14 protein-coding genes are annotated in these 19,229 nt (G+C 70.8%); 13 read left to right on the forward strand and 1 reads right to left on the reverse strand.

Features of this window, described 5'->3' with window-relative positions; genetic code table 11:
- The first annotated feature begins 279 nt into the window (after positions 1-279).
- From OHA55_RS27815 to OHA55_RS27855, 9 genes are all read left to right on the forward strand, one after another.
- A complete protein-coding gene (locus OHA55_RS27815; protein ID WP_266711439.1) occupies positions 280-2,610 on the forward strand; it encodes an FUSC family protein in 2,331 nt (776 codons plus the stop codon).
- 116 nt (positions 2,611-2,726) lie between these two features.
- The gene (locus tag OHA55_RS27820) at positions 2,727-4,469 is read left to right on the forward strand and encodes a pyruvate dehydrogenase (protein WP_266711441.1); all 1,743 of its coding nucleotides are present in this window, start codon (positions 2,727-2,729) and stop codon (positions 4,467-4,469) included.
- Between the two features lie 113 nt (positions 4,470-4,582).
- Positions 4,583-4,849: a WhiB family transcriptional regulator gene (locus tag OHA55_RS27825; RefSeq protein ID WP_266711443.1), complete on the forward strand. Its 267-nt coding sequence runs from the start codon at positions 4,583-4,585 to the stop codon at positions 4,847-4,849.
- Between the two features lie 306 nt (positions 4,850-5,155).
- Positions 5,156-6,031: an alpha/beta fold hydrolase gene (locus tag OHA55_RS27830; RefSeq protein WP_266711445.1), complete on the forward strand. Its 876-nt coding sequence runs from the start codon at positions 5,156-5,158 to the stop codon at positions 6,029-6,031.
- A 181-nt stretch (positions 6,032-6,212) separates the two neighbouring features.
- Positions 6,213-9,140, forward strand: a complete 2,928-nt coding sequence (locus OHA55_RS27835) for an FAD-binding and (Fe-S)-binding domain-containing protein (protein WP_266711447.1) — start codon at positions 6,213-6,215, stop codon at positions 9,138-9,140.
- A 43-nt stretch (positions 9,141-9,183) separates the two neighbouring features.
- Positions 9,184-10,029 carry a fumarylacetoacetate hydrolase family protein gene (locus tag OHA55_RS27840; protein WP_266711449.1) on the forward strand — a complete coding sequence of 282 codons (846 nt, stop codon included), beginning with the start codon at positions 9,184-9,186 and terminating at the stop codon, positions 10,027-10,029.
- A 73-nt stretch (positions 10,030-10,102) separates the two neighbouring features.
- Positions 10,103-10,540, forward strand: a complete 438-nt coding sequence (locus tag OHA55_RS27845; protein ID WP_266711451.1) for a universal stress protein — start codon at positions 10,103-10,105, stop codon at positions 10,538-10,540.
- A gap of 181 nt (positions 10,541-10,721) precedes the next feature.
- Positions 10,722-11,699 (forward strand): hypothetical protein, encoded by a 978-nt coding sequence (locus tag OHA55_RS27850; RefSeq protein ID WP_266711453.1) that lies wholly within the window; start codon positions 10,722-10,724, stop codon positions 11,697-11,699.
- Between the two features lie 274 nt (positions 11,700-11,973).
- Positions 11,974-13,503 carry an XRE family transcriptional regulator gene (locus tag OHA55_RS27855; RefSeq protein ID WP_266711454.1) on the forward strand — a complete coding sequence of 510 codons (1,530 nt, stop codon included), beginning with the start codon at positions 11,974-11,976 and terminating at the stop codon, positions 13,501-13,503.
- Here OHA55_RS27855 and OHA55_RS27860 read toward each other — a convergent pair.
- Positions 13,452-14,480, reverse strand: coding sequence for a helix-turn-helix domain-containing protein (locus OHA55_RS27860; RefSeq protein ID WP_266711456.1), 1,029 nt, complete (start codon positions 14,478-14,480; stop codon positions 13,452-13,454). The genes OHA55_RS27855 and OHA55_RS27860 overlap by 52 nt on opposite strands.
- A gap of 533 nt (positions 14,481-15,013) precedes the next feature.
- Here OHA55_RS27860 and OHA55_RS27865 point away from each other — a divergent pair.
- From OHA55_RS27865 to OHA55_RS27880, 4 genes are all read left to right on the forward strand, one after another.
- A complete protein-coding gene (locus OHA55_RS27865; protein ID WP_266711458.1) occupies positions 15,014-15,439 on the forward strand; it encodes an SsgA family sporulation/cell division regulator in 426 nt (141 codons plus the stop codon).
- A 577-nt stretch (positions 15,440-16,016) separates the two neighbouring features.
- A complete protein-coding gene (locus OHA55_RS27870) occupies positions 16,017-16,742 on the forward strand; it encodes an alpha/beta fold hydrolase (RefSeq protein ID WP_266711460.1) in 726 nt (241 codons plus the stop codon).
- Between the two features lie 120 nt (positions 16,743-16,862).
- Positions 16,863-17,717 carry an alpha/beta fold hydrolase gene (locus tag OHA55_RS27875; RefSeq protein WP_266711462.1) on the forward strand — a complete coding sequence of 285 codons (855 nt, stop codon included), beginning with the start codon at positions 16,863-16,865 and terminating at the stop codon, positions 17,715-17,717.
- Positions 17,718-17,921: 204 nt separating this feature from the next.
- On the forward strand, positions 17,922-19,145 hold the full coding sequence (locus OHA55_RS27880; RefSeq protein WP_266711464.1) for an MFS transporter: 1,224 nt from the start codon (positions 17,922-17,924) through the stop codon (positions 19,143-19,145).
- Positions 19,146-19,229: the final 84 nt, after the last annotated feature.

The following is a 19,229-nucleotide window of genomic DNA, read 5'->3' on the forward strand; positions in this document are numbered from 1 at the left end:
GCGACGCGGCAAGGCGAACGGCACCCGGGCATTTGGGGCACCACGTATCGCCGTGGATGCGACAAGGAGCCGGAGCCGGAACGCGGAAGCGCCGAGGGCCGCCAGGGCGGGTCAGGGTGCGTCGGCGGTCATGTCCTCGTGCGCAGGTGATCAAAAAGGCCGCGCGTCAGTGGATTAGCTTCGGGAAGCCGGCGACTTCCGGACGGGATTGTCCTGTTCGCTCCGGACAGCACCCCTTCTGGGCGGTGCTGCCTGTGACGCCCGCCCGAGGAGTCGCCCGTGACCGTTCTGCACTCGCTGCGCGCCCGTGACGCGGGGCTGGCCGCACTGCGCCGGTCGTGCCGTGCCGGAATCGTGGCGCCCGCACTCTTCGCGCTCGGCGTCGAGGTGATCGGCAACCCCACGGTGGCGATGTTCTCGGCGTTCGGATCGATCACCCTCCTGCTCTTCGTCGACTTCGGCGGGCCGCTGCCCGAACGGCTCGCCGCGCAGGCCGCGCTCGTCGTTCTGGGTGCCGCGCTGGTCTGCCTGGGGACACTGTGCGCGAAACCCGGGTGGCAGGCCGCCCTCACCATGGCGTTGGTCGGATTCGGCGTGCTCTTCTCGGGCGTCGTCAGCTCGGTGATCGCGGGTACGGCGAACTCACTGCTGGCCGTCTTCAGCCTCGCGGTCATGCTCCCCGGCCCCGTGTCGTCACTCCCCGACCGTCTGGCCGGATACCTGATCGCGGGTGCCGCGTCCCTGCCGGCGATCGCCCTGTTGTGGCCGGCACCCGTCAGGGAGCCGCTGCGGCACGCGATGGCGCGGGCCTGCGCCCTGCTCGCGGAGCGGCTGCGCGCCGAGGTCGACTGCGCGTGGGGCTCCACGGCCGACAGCCCCGCGGCCCTGGAAGCACGGGTGGCCGCATCCGCCGCCGCGGTGGGCGCGCTGCGCACGTCGTTCTTCGGTTCCCCGTACCGGCCGACCGGTCTGACCACGGCGACCCGCATGCTCGTCCGCATGGTCGACGAGGTGGTACGGCTGGAAGAAATCCTGGTGCGGAAGTCGCTGAGCGGCCCCGCCGCGCCGCCCGACGCGGCGGTGTGCGAGGTCATGAGGGCGGCCGCCGGTCTGCTGGGGCGCGGAGCCGACCAACTGAGGACGCTCGAAGGCGACGTCGAGGGTCTGCGGCTGGCCCGGGAACGGCTGCGGGACACGCGCGTGGTCATGGAGCGTGCGGTGCTGCACAGCCTGCCCGCGGTGGGCGCCACGGACGCGCGCTCCCAAGGGCCGGCCGTCGCCGGATTCATCGGTTCGCTCGAACCCGGTTTCCGCGCCCAGGAGATGAGCTCTGCCATCCACTCGATCTCGGAGGGCGTCGAGCTGGTCGTCGCCGCACGGGACCGCCGGTGGTGGGAGCGTGTACTCGGGCGCCGGCCGGCGGGCGTCCCCTCCGCCCTGTCGGCGGCTCAGGAACGAGCGGGCGCCCACATCGAGCCGCACTCCGTCTGGCTGCACAACAGTATCCGCGGGGCCGTCGCCCTCGGCCTGGCCGTGTTCCTGGCCGGGTGCACCGGCGTACAGAACTCGTTCTGGATGGTCTCCGGAACCATCGCCGTCCTGCGCTCCAACGCCCTGCTCACCGGTCAGAACGCGGTGCGCGCTCTGCTGGGCACTCTGGTCGGCATCGTGGTGGGCAGCGGACTGATCTTCGTCCTCGGCCCGGACACCACGATGTTCTGGGTCCTGCTCCCGCCGGCCATCGTGTTCACCGGACTGGCCCCGGCGGCCTTCTCGTTCGCCGCCGGTCAGGCGGGGTTCACCGCGGCGCTCCTCATCATGTTCAACATCATCGCTCCGGAGGGCTGGACGATCGGCCTCGTACGGTTCGAGGACATCGTCCTCGGCTGCGCCGTGAGTGTCGGTGTGGGCCTGTTGTTCTGGCCGCGGGGGGCGGGAGCAGCCCTCGGCCAGGCGCTGGCCGAGGCGTTCGAGGAGAGCGCCGGCCATCTGTGCCGCTCCATCGAGTACGGACTCGCCCCGCCGGGCGCGCCCGCGCGGTCCGCCCCCACGCCCGAGGACGCGCGGCGCGACGCCGCAGCGGCGGCCCGGCGCCTCGACGACGCCTTCCGCGGCTTCCTCGCCGAACGGGGCACGAAGAACGTGACGCCGGCGGACGTGTCCGCCCTGATGACAGCGGTGGCCGTACTGCGGCTGACCGCGGACGCCGTCCTCGAACTCTGGGAGCGGGACGACACCGGGCCGGCGGACGAGCACACCGCGGCGCGTGCCGAGGTCCTCCGGGCCGGGCTGCGGGTCTGCCGGTGGTACCAGGAAGCGGCGCGGGCACTCTCCGGATTCGGCGAAGTGCCCGAGAAGCTGCCCCGGGACGAGACCGCGGAGGGACACCTGATCGCCATGGTGAGCCGTGCACTCGTCGAAGGCCGCGGGCAGGGCGCGAGCACGGTGATCAGGACGATCTGGACCGCCGACCACATCGATGTGGCCCAGCAGCTCCAGACATCGGTCGTGGGTCCGGCCAGGACGGCCGCGGCACTGCGCCACCGGAGGAACGTGTCGACGGGGCGCACCGTCGGGGGACGGCGGCCCCCGCACACCCGGCGCGTCTGAGCGGGCCGAGGACTGTGCGCTCCACGATCCGGGGAGGTGCGCTGAAGGGCAAATCAACCCTTTGTGTGCTTCCTAGCCTGGCTCAGTCCGTACGACCGGCCGGTGTGAGGAGTGCAGTGAACAAGCAGAGTGTCGCCGAGCAGTATGTCGATCTCATGGCCCGTGCCGGTGTACGTCGCATGTACGGAGTGGTGGGCGACAGCCTGAACCCCGTGGTCGACGCGATCCGGCGGCACCGGTCCATGGAGTGGGTCCAGGTGCGCCACGAGGAGGTCGCGGCGTTCGCCGCCGGTGCGGAGGCGCAGCTCACCGGGCGGCTCGCCGCCTGTGCGGGTTCCTGCGGGCCGGGCAACCTGCACCTGATCAACGGGCTGTACGACGCGCACCGGTCGATGGCGCCGGTCGTCGCCCTGGCCGCGCAGATACCCAGCGGGGAGATCGGCACCGGGTACTTCCAGGAGACGCACCCGGACCGGCTGTTCGCGGAGTGCAGCCACTACTCGGAGCTGATCTCCACTCCCCGCCAGATGCCCCGGGTGGTGCAGACGGCGATCCAGCACGCCGTGGGCCGGCGCGGAGTGTCGGTGGTGGCCCTGTCCGGCGACGTCGCGGACGAGGACGCACCGACCGGTGGGAACGAGCTGGCAATCCCGCTGGACAGGCCGTCCGTCCGGCCCCCCGACCGTGAACTGGCCGCGTTCAAGGAGATGGTGGACGCGGCGGAGAAGGTCGTGCTGTTCTGCGGCAGGGGCGTGGAGGGCGCGCACGCCGAGGTGATGGCCTTCGCCGAGAAGATCAAGGCCCCGGTGGGCCACGCGCTCCGCGGCAAGGAACACATCCAGTACGACAATCCGTACGACGTCGGCATGTCCGGACTGCTCGGGTACGGCGCCGCCTACGAGGCGATGCACGCATGCGATCTGCTGATCCTCCTCGGCACCGACTTCCCGTACTCGTCGTTCCTGCCACGCGGTGTGAAGACGGTGCAGGTCGACATCCAGGCCGAACGGCTCGGCCGGCGGACACGGCTGGACCTCGCCGTCTGGGGGGACGTACGCGAGACGCTGAAGTGCCTGACACCGGTCGTGCGGGAGAAGGAGTCCCGGCGATTCCTCGACCGGATGCTGGACAAGCATGTCCACACCTTGGAGAAGGCGGTCGGCGCCTACACCCGCGACGTCGAGAAGCTCACCCCGATCCACCCCGAGTACGTGGCGTCCGTTCTGGACGAAGTGGCCGACGACGACGCGGTCTTCACCGTGGACACCGGCATGTGCTGTGTCTGGGCGGCCCGCTACATCACCCCGAACGGCAGGCGCCGCATACTCGGCTCCTTCGTGCACGGCTCGATGGCCAACGCCCTGCCCCAGGCGATCGGTGCCCAGTTCCTCGACCGGGGGCGGCAGGTGGTGTCCCTCTCCGGCGACGGCGGGTTCTCCATGCTGATGGGGGACTTCCTCACCCTCGTGCAGTACGGCCTGCCGGTGAAGGTCGTCGTCTTCAACAACTCCTCCCTCGGCATGGTCGACCTGGAGATGATGGTCGACGGTCTGCCCCCGCACGGAACCACGTACGCGCATACCGATTACGCGGCCATCGCCACCGCCGCCGGCGCTCGGGGCATCCGGGTGGAGTCCCCCGCGGACGTACGTGGCGCCCTGCGCGAGGCGTTCGCCCACGACGGGCCGGCCCTGGTGGACGTGGTCACCGACCCGGACGCGCTCGCCGTCCCACCCAGGACGACCGTCGAACAGGTCAGTGGCTTCGCCCTGTCCGCGGGCCGCACCGTCCTCACCGGGGGAGTCGGGCGCATGGTCCACCTCGCCCGCACCAATCTGCGCAACATCCCGCGTCCGTGAACGCCGGAGCGCGCCGAGCGGCGGCACGGCAACGTCCTTGAGCGTCCGGAGTCCCGTCGTCCCGTACGCCGCGCACGTCCGGATCACGGGACAGCCTTCAGGAGAGAGAAACAGTGAAATCGCATACCAAGCCGCTTCTTCGAGTCTGGGAATGGCAAGCCGAAGCGGCCTGTCGGGGAATGAAGGAATCCATCTTCTTCTCCCCTTCGGACGAACGGGGAAATCTGCGCAGGCGCAGGGAAGAAGGCGCCCGCGTCGTCTGCCTGGACTGCCCGGTGAAATCCGACTGCCAGTCCTTCGCGGAGGCGTCCCGGCAGCAGTACGGCGTCTGGGGCGGCATGACCGAGCGGGAGCGCCGCGACCGGATACGGGGCGGATGATCCGGCGGCCGTCCGCGCGGCCACCGCATCCCCGGGACCGAGTGGCCGAAGGGCTGTCCGCCGTCCCGGGACGAGGGCGCTGACGGAATCGAAGGCGTGCACGCTCGGTTAATCCGAGTCCCGGCTCTCCACGCAGACTTGATCCCGGTGTTCCCGGGCCGTGCCGCATCGGCTGAATGGCCCGGCACCCCCGTCGGTCCCGGCAAAAATCACCCCCAGGGGCCGAGGAAAGCGCCGTCGAGGAGTTTCTCCACCGGGTGCGCGGATCGACCCGAAATCCCCTTCTCCAGGAAGCCGAGAACCGCCATGACAGTTTCCACGGACATCACGCACCACACAGCGGTGCTCAACGGAATCAACCAGCACTGGGTCAGCGCGGGCCAGGGCCCACCGGTCTATCTGCTGCACGGCTTCCCGCAGACCTGGTACGGCTGGCGCAAGCAGATTCCGGTGCTCGCGCAGAAGTACACGGTCATCGCCCCCGATCTGCGCGGGTACGGAGACACGGAGAAGCCGGCGTCCGGATACGACAAGCGGACCATGGCCAACGACGTCGCCGCCCTGATGGACCATCTCGGCCACGAGAAGGTCGCGTTGATCGGCCATGACCGCGGGGCCCGCGTGGGGACGAGGTTCGCGAAGGACCATCGCGACCGCATCGACCGGTTCGTCGCCATGGACAACATCCCGACCAGGGTCATCGCCGACACCTACGACGTGGCCCTCGCGCGGCAGGGTTATTGGTTCTTCACCTTCCTCCAGGTCCCCGACCTGCCCGAAGCCCTGATCGCCGGCAACGAGGAAGCCTGGCTGACGCACTTCTACCGCAACTGGTCCTACAACCCGGACATGTTGTCGGCGGAGGAGATCGATGTCTACGTCCGCGCCTACCGGCAGCCGGGGGCGGTCCGTGGTTCGTGCATGGACTATCGGGCGGCTTCCCAGGACGTGGCCCAGGACCGCGAGGACGCGGACCGGCTCATCGAATGCCCGGTGCTGACGATCTGGGGCGAGAACTTCCAAGCCGTCGGAGAGGCCTACGACGTGCTCGACGTGTGGAAGGGCATGGGCCGAGACGTGCGCGGAGTCGCGATCCCGCAGTGCGGTCACCTCTGCCAGGAGGAGCAGCCCGAGGTCGTCAACACCGAGCTCCTGGCCTTCCTGGACGGCTGGAGCGGCTGAACGGCCTCCCCTCCTTCGCCGGCAAGCCCGACGCGAGGAGGAACGCCCCGGGCACTGCCCGTGGCAGAGACGGAGTCCGTGGGGCGGCGTCCGAAGAGGCCGGGCGGTTCCGTCCGCCGCGGGACGGAACCATCGCCGCCCCACGACCCCAACCCACGACACGGAAGGAAGTGAGCACCCCATGCCGTTGCTCGATCCCAAGCCGGAGACGCTGCGACCCCGTACGACGGAAAGACCGTCCGTCGACCGGGTCGCCGACGACCGGGCGTCCGGCAGCCCGGACGGCCTGCGGGACGCCCTGGTCGCCGAGCTGGGCGCGCACAAGGTACTGCACACGATCTCGGACCTGGTGAGATACGCCTCCGACGCCAGCCCCTACCGTCTGGTGCCTCGCGTGGTCGTCATCGCCGAGACGGTCGAAGACGTGGCCACCGTGCTGCGGTTCGCCCGCGACAACGGCCGCCACGTGGTCTTCCGCGCGGCCGGCACGTCCCTGAACGGTCAGGCCCAGGGAGACGACATCCTGGTGGACGTACGCCGCCACTGGACCGGCCTGGAGGTCCTCGACGGCGGGAACAGGGCGCGGATCAAGCCGGGTACGACGGTGGGACGGGCCAACATCACACTGTCCCGGCACGGCCGGCTCATGGGCCCCGACCCGGCCAGCTCCAGCGCGTGCACCGTCGGCGGCGTCGTCGCCAACAACGCCTCCGGCATGACCGCCGGCACCACCCGCAACTCCTACCGGCTGCTGTCCTCCCTGACCGCGGTGCTGCCCTCGGGCACGGTGGTCGACACCGCCGCCCCGGACGCCGAGGCCCTGCTGCGGGCGGCGGAACCGGAACTGTGCAGGGCCCTGCTGACGCTCAAGGACGAGATCGGGAGCGACAGCGCGCTCGTGGCGCGCATCCGCACCAAGTACGAGCTGAAGAACACCAGCGGCTACCGGCTCGACGCCTTTCTCGACGGCTCCGACGCCGTGGGAATTCTCCGGGGCCTCATGGTCGGTTCCCAGGGAACCCTGGGCTTCATCGCCGAGACCGTCTTCGAGACCGTCCCGCTGGACAGGACGACGTACACGGCGCTCCTGTTCTTTCCCGGCCTGCCCGCCGCTGCCGCCGCCGTGCCGCTCTTCAACCACGCCGGAGCCCGTGCGGTCGAGCTGATGGACGGCAACACCCTGCGCGCCTGCGCCGACGTGCACGGAGTCCCTGACGACTGGCGGGATCTGCCGCAGGACACCGCCGCGCTGCTGGTCGAGTTCCGCGCCGCCACACAGGACGACCACCTCTCCCACCGGCGCGCCGCCGCGGACGTGGTCAGGGGGCTGGAGCTGGTGGCGCCGGTGGCTTCGGTGACCAACAGCTTCGTGACCGACCCCCGCGTGGTACGCACCTACTGGCACGCCCGCGAGGCGTTCATGACAGCCGTGGGCAAGGCCAGGCCCACCGGCACGACGCTGATCACCGAGGACTTCGCCGTGCCGCCCTCGCGCCTGGCCGAGGCGTGCGAGGCACTGGCGCAGATGCAGCGGAGCTACGGCTACACCGCCGCCGTGGCCGGCCACGCGGCCCACGGCAATCTGCACTTCCTGCTCGCCTTCGACGCCGCACGGCCCGACGACGTCGAGCGCTACGCGGCGTTCATGGACGAGTTCTGCGCCATGGTGATCGACCGGTTCGACGGCTCCCTCAAGGCGGAACACGCCACCGGCCGGAACATGACCCCGTTCCTGGAGGCGGAGTGGGGCCCCCGGGCCACGGAGATCATGTGGCGGGTCAAGCAGGCGTTCGATCCCCACGGCGTGCTCGCGCCGGGGGTGGTGCTGAACCGGGACCCCAGGGCCCACCTCCAGCACCTGAAGACCATCCCCACCATCGAGGCCGTCGCCGACCCCTGCATCGAATGCGGCTTCTGTGAACCGGTCTGCCCCAGCCGTGATCTGACGACGACACCCCGGCAACGGATCGTGCTCCGACGCGAGATGATGCGTCAGCCCGCCGACTCGCCCGTCACGGACAGCCTGCTGGAGTCGTACGGCTACGACGCCGTGGACACCTGCGCGGGCGACTCGACCTGCAAGATCGCCTGCCCGGTCGGCATCGACACCGGAGCGATGATGAAGGGGTTCCGGCACCAGCGGCACGGCGATCTCGCCGAACGGAACGCCGAACGGGTCGCCGAACACTTCGGAGCCGTGGAATCGTCGGTGCGCGTCGCCCTCGGCGCAGCCGAACACGTCGACGACCGGTTCCTCAACCGCGCCACCACCCTCGCCCGGAAGGTGGTCACCTCCGATCTGGTGCCCGAGTGGATCAGCGCGATCCCCGCCCCGGCTCCCGCGCACCTGCCCCGGACCCGGCGCGAGGGCGCCGCCGCCGTCTACTTCGTGGCCTGCGTCAACCGGATCTTCGCGGGACCCGAGGGCGGGGAAGACCTCCCGCTGCCGGAGGCCGTCGTCAGGCTCTCCGAACGGGCCGGCCTCCCCGTCTGGGTACCCCCGGACCTGGCCGGTTCCTGCTGCGCGACCATCTGGCATTCCAAGGGATACGACGACGGCAACACGTTCATGGCCAACCAGACCGTCGAGCGGGCCTGGGAGTGGACGGACGGCGGCAGGCTGCCCCTCGTGGTCGACGCCTCTTCCTGCACCCTCGGAATCGGACATGAGATCGTCCCGTACCTGACGCCGGAGAACAGGCGCAAGCACGAGCGGCTCGACGTCGTCGACTCCCTGGTCTGGGCCGCCGGCCAACTGCTGCCGCACCTCACCGCGTTCACGAAGATCGACAGCGCGGTCATCCACCCGACGTGCTCGATGCGGCACCTCGGCGATGTGGAACAGCTCGACGAACTCGCCGCGTTCGTCGCCCACGAGGTGAGCGTCCCGGTCTACGCCGAGTGCTGCGGCTTCGCCGGAGACCGCGGCATGCTCCACAAGGAGCTGACCGAGTCGGCCACCGCCCACGAGGCAGAAGAGGTCCTGGCGGGCAGTTACGACGCCTACCTCTCGGCGAACCGCACCTGCGAGATCGGTATGGAGCACGTCACGGGCCGCCCCTACCAGTCGGTCCTGCTGCTCCTCGAACGCGTCACCCGGCCGGTCTGACCACAACCGCCCCCCTTTCTTGAAGCCAGCACAGGAGAACCTCATGCGTATCGCCAACCTGTCCGGACGGCTGGCCCTCGTCACGGGCGAGCGGGCCGTGGACGTGCACGAAGCCAGCGACCACCGATTCTCCGCCGACCCGCAGGCGATCTTCGAACGGTGGGACGAATTCCGGGCATGGGCCGCCGACGCGGCCCTCGGCAGCGGCACCCCCTTCGACCCGGCCGATCTCGGCGCACCGGCGCCGGCGCCGCGCCAGCTGTTCGCCATCGGCCTCAACTACCGCGAGCACGTCGCCGAGGCCGGATACGGCGCCCCCGAAGGCATGCCACCGGTGTTCACCAAGTTCGCCGGCAGCATCAGCGGACCCGTCACCGACGTGGTGCTGCCGGAAGGGGGAAACACCGACTGGGAGGTCGAACTGGTCGTCGTCATCGGCCGTCCCGCCCGGCGGGTGCGCGAGGAGGACGCGTGGGACCACGTGGCCGGCCTGACGGTCGGGCAGGACCTTTCGGAGCGCGTCCTGCAGATGAGCGGTCCCGCGCCCCAGTTCGGCCTCGCGAAGTCCTACCCCGGGTTCTCGCCCATGGGCCCCTGCCTGGTCACCCCCGACGAGTTCGACGACCCGGACAACCTCGAACTCACCTGCAGCGTCAACGGCGAGCAGGTACAGCACGGTTTCACCCGGCAGCTGATCTTTTCCGTTCCGGCTCTCCTCGCCAAGCTGTCGGCGGTGCTGCCGCTGTCACCCGGGGACGTCATCTACACCGGCACTCCGTCGGGTGTCGGCCTCGGCCGCACGCCGCAGCGGTGGCTCCGGGCGGGCGACGAACTCATCAGCTCGATCCAGGGCATCGGCGAACTGCGTCAGCGGTTGCTGTCCGCGTGACCCCCGGCGTCGTCGCCCATGCCTCGTGGGTCGCGACGACGCCGTCCACACATCCGGAGAGATAGGGAAGTTCGTGTTCCATCGCATTCTCGTCGCCATCGACTCCAGTCCGGCCCGTCGTTCTGCCGTACGTCTGGCCGGTGACATGGCCAGGCTGACCGGGGCCGAGGTCAGCGTTCTGCACGTCGTGGCCTCCGCGGCTTCCTTCGCCGCAGTGGTTCCGCTGGAGGAGGACACGGAAGCCAAGGCCGTCCTCGACGAAGCCGTCACCACGCTGCGCGACGGCGGCATCCACGCCGAGGGCGCCGTCGTGAACGCCCTGACGACCCGGACAGCCGCCACCATCTCCTCCGCCGCCGAGGAGTTCCAGGCGGATCTCCTGGTCCTCAGCCCCCACCGGCACGGGTTGTTCGCAGCCCTGTTCAACCCACGCGTCAGCGACGCGGTGGTTCACCACAGCAGCATCGCCGTACTCCTGACGCCCGGGGACGGCGAGGGCGAGCGTCGGTGAGCCGGCCGCGGTGCTCCTGCGCCGCGCCGAACGCCGTCGAGGCGGCAGCGGAGGAACAGCGCTCCGCCCCCGCCCCGTGAACCGGCCCGACAGGGGCCGAACCAGAACCTCTTCACATCCCGACGACCCGGCACGTCGCGTCGCGGTCTCCGTGACCCGACGTGCGAAGAAAAGAGAATCGATGTCCCAGCTCAGGACGAGAACGCGCGCCGGCCTTCTGGCCTCGGTCATGGCGGCGGCCGCCGCCGTGACCATGGCGGGGCCCGCGTCCGTGGCTTCCGCCGCGGTTCCGCAGCAGAACGTGCGTTTCGTGGCGCACCTCGACATCACCGAAGGGCAGCGTCCCGAGAACATCACCCTGGAACCCGGCGGCAGCGCCGTGGTCACCTTCGCGTACAGCCGTCAGATCGCCCGGATCGCCCAGGACGGTACGGTGCGGATCCTCGCCACCCTGCCCGCTCCTCCGGCCGGTTCCGTCACTCCCGCTCTGTCGCAGCCGTTCCTCGGCGGCATCGTCCGGGCTCAGGACGGCACCCTGTACTTCCTCTACGCCACCGGCAGCAGTGACCTGACCGGCGTGTGGAGCCTGCGCCCCGGCGGAACCCCGCATCGCGTCGCCGCGCTTCCCGCGGAGGGTCTGCCCAACGGACTAGCCCTCGACCAGAGCGGACGCCGCCTGTACGTGGCCGACTCCGTCCTGGGCACCGTCTGGCGCGTGCCCGTGACCGGGGGCGCCCCCACGCGGTGGAGCACCGCTCCCGAACTGGCTGCCGCCGGATTCCTCGGAGCCAACGGCATCAAGGTGCACGAGGGCTCGGTGTGGGTTTCCAACCTCGACAAGGGCACCGTGCTGCGCATACCGGTCACCCGGCAGGGCACCGCCGGAACCGTCCGGACCCGTGCGACCGGCCTGATCAATATCGACGACTTCGCGTTCACCGGCTCCGGTGACACTCTCCTGGCCGCGATCAACGCGGACAACGAGATCGCCCTGGTCGAGCCGAGCGGCCGTCACACCACCGTGCTGACGGGAGCGGACGGAATCGAGAACCCCACGTCGCTCGCCGTGCGGGGCACCACCGCCTACATCGCCAGCGGCGCGTACTTCACCAACAACGATCCCAACCTGCTCGCGGTGCGGACCGCGGCACACCGGTAGGCCGGTCCGCCGGCATGCGGCCCCGTACCCCTCCCGACTCCGGGACGGGTACGGGGCCGTACGCGTGCGTCACGGAGGGCCCACGCGCCGGGTGCGCCCTTCACGAGCGGGGAGCGCGGCCCCGCGTTGACGGAGAGCGCCCGACTCGTTGACCCGGAGCGCACCGAGGCGGCCGGGTGCGCTCCGGGCGTGGTGGTCCCGGCTCGATCTGCCCTACGGTGTTTGCACGGTTCGGGAGTGAGGGCGTGGTCGCGAGTTCTGGGGGGAACGCTGAATGCCGGTGCGTAGGGCGGGAGGCACGCCGGATTTCGGAGCCACGCTTCGTGGGCTGCGACGGGAGGCTTCACTCACCATCGAGGGTCTGGCGGAAGCCTCGGGGGTGAGCGTCCGCGCCATCGGTGACCTGGAGCGAGGAAGACGGGCGGTGCCACGGCCGCGTACGGCGGCCGCTCTTGCCGAGGGGTTGGGACTGTCCGGGTCCGGGAGGCAGCGCCTGCTCGGCGCGGCCCGCGCCGGCCGCAGCGACGGGTACACCCCTGTCGGTGTGCGCGCCGTACCTGGGGAAATACCCGACTTCGTGGGGCGGCGGCGTGAGCTGGCACGGCTTGAGGAACTCGCGGAGCGGATGTCCGGCGGCCGGGCGCCGGACGGCTCGGACGCACAGCCGACGATCGTGGCTGTCTCGGGGCCGCCCGGAGCGGGCAAGACGACGCTGGCGCTGGAGGCGGCCCGCCGACTGGCCGGCCACTTCCCCGACGGGCAGGTCGTGGTCGACATGCGGGGACTGGACGAACAGGCGCCCGATCCGGGCGGGCTCATGATCGGCGTGCTGCGGGCTCTGCGGGTCACCGACAAGGAGCTGACGCACGTGGGTGCGCAGGGGCACCCCGAGCTGTACCGGCGGACTCTGGCGGCGCGGCGGTTCGTACTCGTCCTCGACAACGCGCGTGACGAGGCACAGGTGCGTCCGCTGCTGCCCGGCTCCGGCAAGGGAATCGTGGTGGTCACGAGCCGACGCCTGCTCACCGGCCTGGAGAGCGTGCACCGTCTGCCGCTGGACGGGTTCTCGCCGCGCGAGGCCGCGTCCCTGCTGAGCACCTTCATCGACGGGGAACGCGCGTCGGCCACCGACGCCGCCGAGCTCGAAGAGGTCGCCCGGTACTGCGGCCGTCTGCCGCTCGCGCTCCGGCTGGCCGGGAGCCTGCTCGCCACGCACCGGACGTGGTCGGTGCGGCGACTGGCGGAGCGGCTCGCCCCCGACGACAGCCGCCTGGCGGTCCTCGACGCCGGAGAGATGCGCGTGTCCGCGGCGTTCGACCTCTCCTACCGGCAGCTCACCGAGGAAGCCGCCCGCATGTTCAGGCTGCTCGCCGTGCTCCCGGGTCCGGACATCTCCACGGCCGTGGCCGCGCACTTGTCCGGGCAGGGATTCTTCGACGCGGAGGACACCCTGGAGGAACTGGTGGAGAAGGGCTTGCTGGGCGTCGCGGGCGACCGGTACCGGCTGCACGACCTGCTGCGGCTCTACGCCCGGACGAGGCTGCACGCCGAGGAGACCCCCGGCGACATCGCGTGCGCCCGGAGCGGCGCGCGCGAGTGGCCGCTCCGGACCACGGGGGCGGCGGACCGCTGGTACGAGCCCGGCCACGGGGCCCCGTCCACCGTCCGGCAGGAGGATGTCACCGCCCTCCGCGGAGGAGGGACACGACCGGCTGCCGGCGCAGGTCACGGACCGGCCGACCGCCTGCGGAGTCACCGGACCGACTGCCGGAAAGGATCGGTCACCTCCGTGCCCGCGTGCTGATCCGCCGTACGCGTCGTCGCGCCGCTCTGGTGACGCAGGGCGCGCCATTCGCGGGGGGAGAGGCCGTAGGCGCCGCGGAACACCCGGCTGAAGTGAGCGGGATTGACGAAGCCCCAGCGTTGCGCGACGGCCGACACGGTGGGCATGGTCCGGCCGCGCCGGGCCAACTCGTACGCGCACCTCTCCAGCCGACGCCGCTGGATCAGCCTGCCGACGGTGATGCCTTCGTCCTCGAAGAGCCGGTGCAGATAGCGCACCGAGATGTGGTGCGCCCGTGCCACGGACTCGGGAGACAGGGCGGGGTCGCCCAGATTCTCGTCTATGTGCCTGCGGACGCACCGCACCAGATGGTGCCGGGTGGTCGCGGCTCCCTCGGCCGGCCCCTCGTGCCGTTCCGCGACCAGGGTGGCGAAGAGATCGATGAGACCGTTGACCAGACCGTTCGTGGTGGAGGCCGAGAGGGTGTGGGCGGAGGTGGCCACGATCGTCAGGACGGGCTTCAGAACCGCGGCGCAGCCCTGACCGGTCGTGAACGCGGTGCCGGCGATGCTGTCGAGTGCCTCGTCCGAGACGGCCAGCGCGTGGCGCGGGATGTAGACCACGTGGACGGAGAAGTGTTCCGGGTGGTCGAGGAAGTACGGGCGTGAGGTGTCGTAGACGAAGAGGTCACCCGGGTCGGCGGTGACCTGGCGGCCCGCCTGGACGAGGACCGTCCGGCCGGTCGTCTGGACACCGACAGCCATCAGCCGTTCCGGGGACCGCTCGATGTGGGACTTCGTCCGCCTGACGAGTTGGGCGCCGGCTTCGACGGTGGACGTCCGCAGGGCCCCCACACGCTCGGTGACGATCCGCCCGGTGAAAGCCTCCGTGCCGTGCGGCACGACTGTCACGGGCACCGGATTCCGGTCCATCGTGTCGTGCCGGACCGCGAGGCCCTGTTCCTCGCGCTTGAGGGAAGTCAGCAACACCGGGCTCATCCGGTTCTCCTGTCGAACGTAGTCATGGGCCGGGACTTCCCAGCCGTGGCACGCACGGACCGGGCGGTTGTCCGGCGCCTGGTGAGGACGTCGAACAGGCAGGCTGCGCGTACGCAAGCGCCCTCGGGCGAGCCTCCCGACGGGGGCCGGACAGCGGGGTCGTGGCCGATTTCCCCGTCCTGACCAGCAAAGCCGCCGACAGCGGGCGACTCCAGGCACCTAGCAGGCACAAAAGGCGCCAGGTCCTGCCTGCGGAGGCGTTCCACCAGGTCCGGGGGACCGGAGTGCGGGAACCGCTCGCGCGGCGAAGGCCGCGGGCCGCTGGGCGCGGGGCGGCGGCCGTACGCGCGAGGTGCTCCGCGGGACCGGTGGCGGAGTCGGGGCAGCCGGCCGATGGGCGCCGCCCTCCGCGTACGCGTTCCGTCACCGTACTTCCAGAAGCAATGGTGGATGCGCAGAGCGACAAGGCGCTTCGTGTCCGTGTTCCTAGGGTGGCGGACAGGAAACCACTCAGTCGCTTCTCTGGAGCCCACATGAGCCAATCGCTCACATCGGTCACGTGCGATGTCACCGCTTTCGTCAGCGTCTCCGAGGACCGGCGGGTTCCGCTGCCCAGCCGGCTCCGTTACGACCCGACGGATCCCTATGCCGTCCGTCTCTCCTTGGGAGCGACCATGGACAGACCGGTTGTCTGGACGTTCGCCCGTGCGTTGCTGGTCGAGGGGATGCGCCGGCCGAGCGGTGTCGGAGACGTGCTGGTCCTGCCCCGGCACCCCTGGCTTCCGGACACCCTGCGCGTGGTCCTGCGGTCCCGCGCCGGAGCCGCCCTGGTCGAGCTGCCGGTGCCGGAAGTCGCGCGCTTCCTGGACAGCGCCGGCCGGCTGGTGCCTCCGGGGACGGAATGCGCGTACGTCGACGTGGACAGCGGACTCGCACAGCTCACGGGCCGCAGCGACTGAAGAGCGACGGGCGCGGAACGGTCACTCCCGAGCGCGCACCCACCGGCGCGTTCACCTCCCTGGAGAACCTGCCGTGCGCCGCCGCGCCCGGAACGGGCCACGGCCTCCTCGCCGTCGTGGCGCTCGGGGGCAACGCACAAGACGCGCAGAGACAAGTCCCGTTCTGGTGCGACGGGTACGTTCATCTCGGCATTCGCGGCTTTCACCTCGGAAGGTCCCGTTGCCGAAGCAGGCCCGGGAAGCCGAGGGCCGGGGCACACACCAACCGATCGGTACCGCCCCGTCACGGGGACCGGGCGACTTCAGGCCCCGCCGGCGCCGACGCCGTCGCAGGCGGAGCTCGTCCCGTCGCCACGCCCGGCACGCGTGCTCGCCGCACCGGCCGAAAGCCCGGGCTCGTGCGTCCCGTACGAGGACATCCCCCCGGCACACCGAACAGCACACGCCGGACGCCGCTCACCGACGGGCGGGCGTCGCCCGTCACGGCACCGGATCCGGAAGCCGGCGGCCCAGTGGTGCGCCCCGAGCCCCCGGAACCGACCCGTCCCACCGTCCAGCAAGAGGAATGAGCCCGATCATGTCGCATGCAGAGAAGCCGACCGTTGTCCTGGTGCACGGTGCGTTCGCGGACGCGTCCAGCTATTCCGCAGTCATACCCGAGTTGCTCAAGAAGGGACTGAACGTCGTCGCTCCGGCGGTTCCCAACCGCAGCCTGATCGGGGACGCCGCGTACGTGGCCTCGGTGGTCCGTCAGATCGACGGACCGGTGGTGCTGGTCGGTCACTCCTACGGTGGCGCCGTGATCACGGTCGCCGGCGTGGAGGAGAACGTCGAGGCCCTGGTCTACCTGTCGGGCTACGCGCTGGAGGTCGGCGAGAGCCTGGGCGAACTGCAGGGCCGGTTCCCGGACTCGGATCTGGCCGCGGCGCTGGTGTACTCGCCGTTCCCGATCGAGGGTTCGGACACTCCGGGTACGGACGTGTCGGTGGAGGTCGACGCGTTCCCGGCGATCTTCGCGGCGGACGTCGATCCGGAACTGGCGAAGGCGCTGGCGGTCTCACAACGTCCGCTGGCCGCGCAGGCGTTCGCGGACGTCGCGCCGGCCGCCGCGTGGAAGACGAAGCCGTCCTTCGGCCTGGTGTCGTCCTCGGACCACACGATCAACCCCGACGTCGAGCGTTTCGGTTACGAGCGTGCCGGCATGACCACCATCGAGGTCGACTCCTCGCACCTGGTCATGCTCGCCCACCCCAAGAAGGTCGCGGCCTTCATCGAGGAAGCCATCGAGGCCACCTCCAAGTAGTCCGTGTTTCCGGACCCCTTCCTCCGGCCTTCCTCCTCCGGACCCCAGGCCCTCTTCCGGCCTCCTCCTCAGGCCCTCTTCCGGCACGGTTCGCAAGCCGTCCCGAGCAGAAAGACAACGATGAACATATCGATCTCGCGCCGCACCATGACCCTTTCCGCGGTGGCCGGTGCGGCCGCCCTCGGGGCCACCGGCATCGCCCACGCCGCCCCTTCGAAGACCTCGGCCGCCGCCCGGGTGCCCGAGCCGAAGGAGCAGCTGCCCACCATCGTGCTGGTGCACGGCGCCTTCGTCGACGCCTCCAGCTGGACTCCCGTGGTGCAGCGGCTCCAGCGTCAGGGCCACCGCGTCGTGGTTCCGCCGAACCCCCTGCGCGGCGTGGCCGGTGACGCCGCCTACGTACGCAGCGTCCTGGACGGCATCGACGGCCCGGTCCTGCTGGCGGGACACTCCTACGGCGGTTCCGTCATCAGCCGTGCCGCGGTCGGTTCCGCCCAGGTCAAGGGGCTGGTCTACATCGCGGCCTTCGTCCCGGACGTCGGCGAGAGCGCCGCCGGGCTGAGCGACAGGTACCCGGGCAGCTCGCTCGCGGGGACCACCGTCGTCCAGAAGTACCCGCTGCCCGGCGGCGGTCTGGGCGACGAGCTGGTCATCAGGCAGGATCTGTTCCCCCAGCAGTTCGCGGCCGGCGTCGCCAAGGCAACCGCCCGGACGATGGCCGTCGGACAGCGCCCGATCACCGTGGCGGCGCTGAACGAACCGGCCACCGCGGCGGCCTGGAAGAAGCTGCCCACCTGGTACCTCATCGCCACCGAGGACCGGAACATCCCGCCGAAGGCACAGCGCTGGATGGCCGCACGGGCCAAGGCGCACACGATCACCGTGCACGCCCCGCACGCGGTCCCGGTGAGCGACCCGCGTGCCGTCGCCGATCTGCTCGACAAGGCCGCGCACGCCGTCAGCGCCGCCCACTGACCCCACACCGGACGTACAGCCCCCGGCGGCAGCCCCGCCCTCCGACGCCACCGGCTCGGCGCCCCGGGTGACCCGGGGCGGACGCACCGCCTGCTGCCCCTCCTCGTCTGTCGTGGTGACAACAGACATCGCCGATCATGGCGACGGCTGAGGAAGGGGCGGCCCGGGGCGCCGGTTGCAGCCGAGTGACGAAAGAAGGTGCAGATGTCCAGCACGAGCAAGCTCCCCGCCCCGTCCCGGACGACGAACCCCGCCCCGGACGTGCCCGGCCGGCTGGTCGCCCTCCTGGCCGTGGCCAGCGGCCTGACGGTCGCCAACCTCTACTACGCACAGCCCCTGCTGTCCTCGCTGAGCGACGTCTTCGGCGTCCCCACGGCGACGACCGGCGCGCTCGTCACGCTCACCCAGGTCGGCTACGTGGTCGGCATGCTCTTCCTGGTGCCGCTCGGTGACCGGCTGGAGAAGCGGAAACTCGTCACCGTCCTGCTGACGATCACCACCGCGGCACTCGTCGTGGCCGGCCTCGCCCCGAACTTCCCCGTGCTGCTCGCCGCCTCACTGGTCGGCGGAGCCACCTCGGTCGTCGCACAGATCCTGGTGCCGTTCGCGGCAAACCTCGCGCCCGACCACGCCCGGGGACGCGTCGTGGGCCGGGTCATGAGCGGTCTGCTCACCGGCATCCTGCTCTCCCGCACGCTGAGCAGCCTGATCTCCGACATAGCCGGCTGGCGGGTCGTCTTCCTCGGCTCCGCCGTCCTCATGGCCCTCCTCGCGGTGGCGCTCCGCGTGTCCTTGCCGCAGCACGCGCCCACCACCTCGTCCCCGTACCACCACGTACTGCGCTCCACCTTCCAGCTCCTGCGCACGCACCCGATGCTGCGGCGCCGAGGTCTGTACCAGGCGGCGATGTTCGCCGTCTTCAGCGCCTTCTGGACCACTGTCTCCTTCGTCCTGACCGGGCCCCGCTTCCACTACTCCGCGATCGGGGTGGGCGTCTTCGCCCTCGTCGGCGCCGCGGGTGCCGCCGTGGCCCCGCTCGCCGGCCGCTGGGCCGACCGGGGACACGCGCGTCCCGCGACCGGCATCGCTCTCGTGGTCGCGGCACTGGCCTTCGCCCTCGCGGGCTTCGGCGGACACAGCATCGTGCTGCTCGCCCTCGCCGCGATCTTCGTCGACGTGGCGGTGCAGACCACGCTGATCCTCGGTCAGCACACCATCTACGCCCTCGACCCCGGTGCCCGTTCCCGTCTCAACAGCGTCTTCATCGCTATCTTCTTCACCGGTGGCGCGATCGGCTCCCAGCTCGGAACGGTCGTCTACGAGAGGTACGGCTGGAACGGACCGACCGTGCTGGGCGCCGCCCTGCCGCTGCTCGCCCTGGTCTACTGGGCCTTCGAACGGCGGCCGCGGCAGGGTGTCACCGGCTGACAGCCGCCGGGAGCGCGGATGATCCGGACCGGCGATCTCCTCGTGCGACGTACCGCCTGGGCCGTGTCTGACCATTCCCGCCGG

It is taken from the genome of Streptomyces sp. NBC_00102 (assembly GCF_026343115.1).
In the GTDB taxonomy this organism is placed as follows: Bacteria; Actinomycetota; Actinomycetes; order Streptomycetales; family Streptomycetaceae; genus Streptomyces.

What these genes read in the sequence shown, in the direction of transcription:
- OHA55_RS27830 (WP_266711445.1), top strand. Translation starts at nt 5,156, where the DNA reads ATGACAGTTTCCACGGACATCACGCACCACACAGCGGTGCTCAACGGA.
- OHA55_RS27835 (WP_266711447.1), top strand. Translation starts at nt 6,213, where the DNA reads ATGCCGTTGCTCGATCCCAAGCCGGAGACGCTGCGACCCCGTACGACG.
- OHA55_RS27840 (WP_266711449.1), top strand. Translation starts at nt 9,184, where the DNA reads ATGCGTATCGCCAACCTGTCCGGACGGCTGGCCCTCGTCACGGGCGAG.
- OHA55_RS27850 (WP_266711453.1), top strand. Translation starts at nt 10,722, where the DNA reads ATGTCCCAGCTCAGGACGAGAACGCGCGCCGGCCTTCTGGCCTCGGTC.
- OHA55_RS27855 (WP_266711454.1), top strand. Translation starts at nt 11,974, where the DNA reads ATGCCGGTGCGTAGGGCGGGAGGCACGCCGGATTTCGGAGCCACGCTT.
- OHA55_RS27860 (WP_266711456.1), bottom strand. Translation starts at nt 14,480, where the DNA reads ATGAGCCCGGTGTTGCTGACTTCCCTCAAGCGCGAGGAACAGGGCCTC.
- OHA55_RS27865 (WP_266711458.1), top strand. Translation starts at nt 15,014, where the DNA reads ATGAGCCAATCGCTCACATCGGTCACGTGCGATGTCACCGCTTTCGTC.
- OHA55_RS27870 (WP_266711460.1), top strand. Translation starts at nt 16,017, where the DNA reads ATGTCGCATGCAGAGAAGCCGACCGTTGTCCTGGTGCACGGTGCGTTC.
- OHA55_RS27875 (WP_266711462.1), top strand. Translation starts at nt 16,863, where the DNA reads ATGAACATATCGATCTCGCGCCGCACCATGACCCTTTCCGCGGTGGCC.
- OHA55_RS27880 (WP_266711464.1), top strand. Translation starts at nt 17,922, where the DNA reads ATGTCCAGCACGAGCAAGCTCCCCGCCCCGTCCCGGACGACGAACCCC.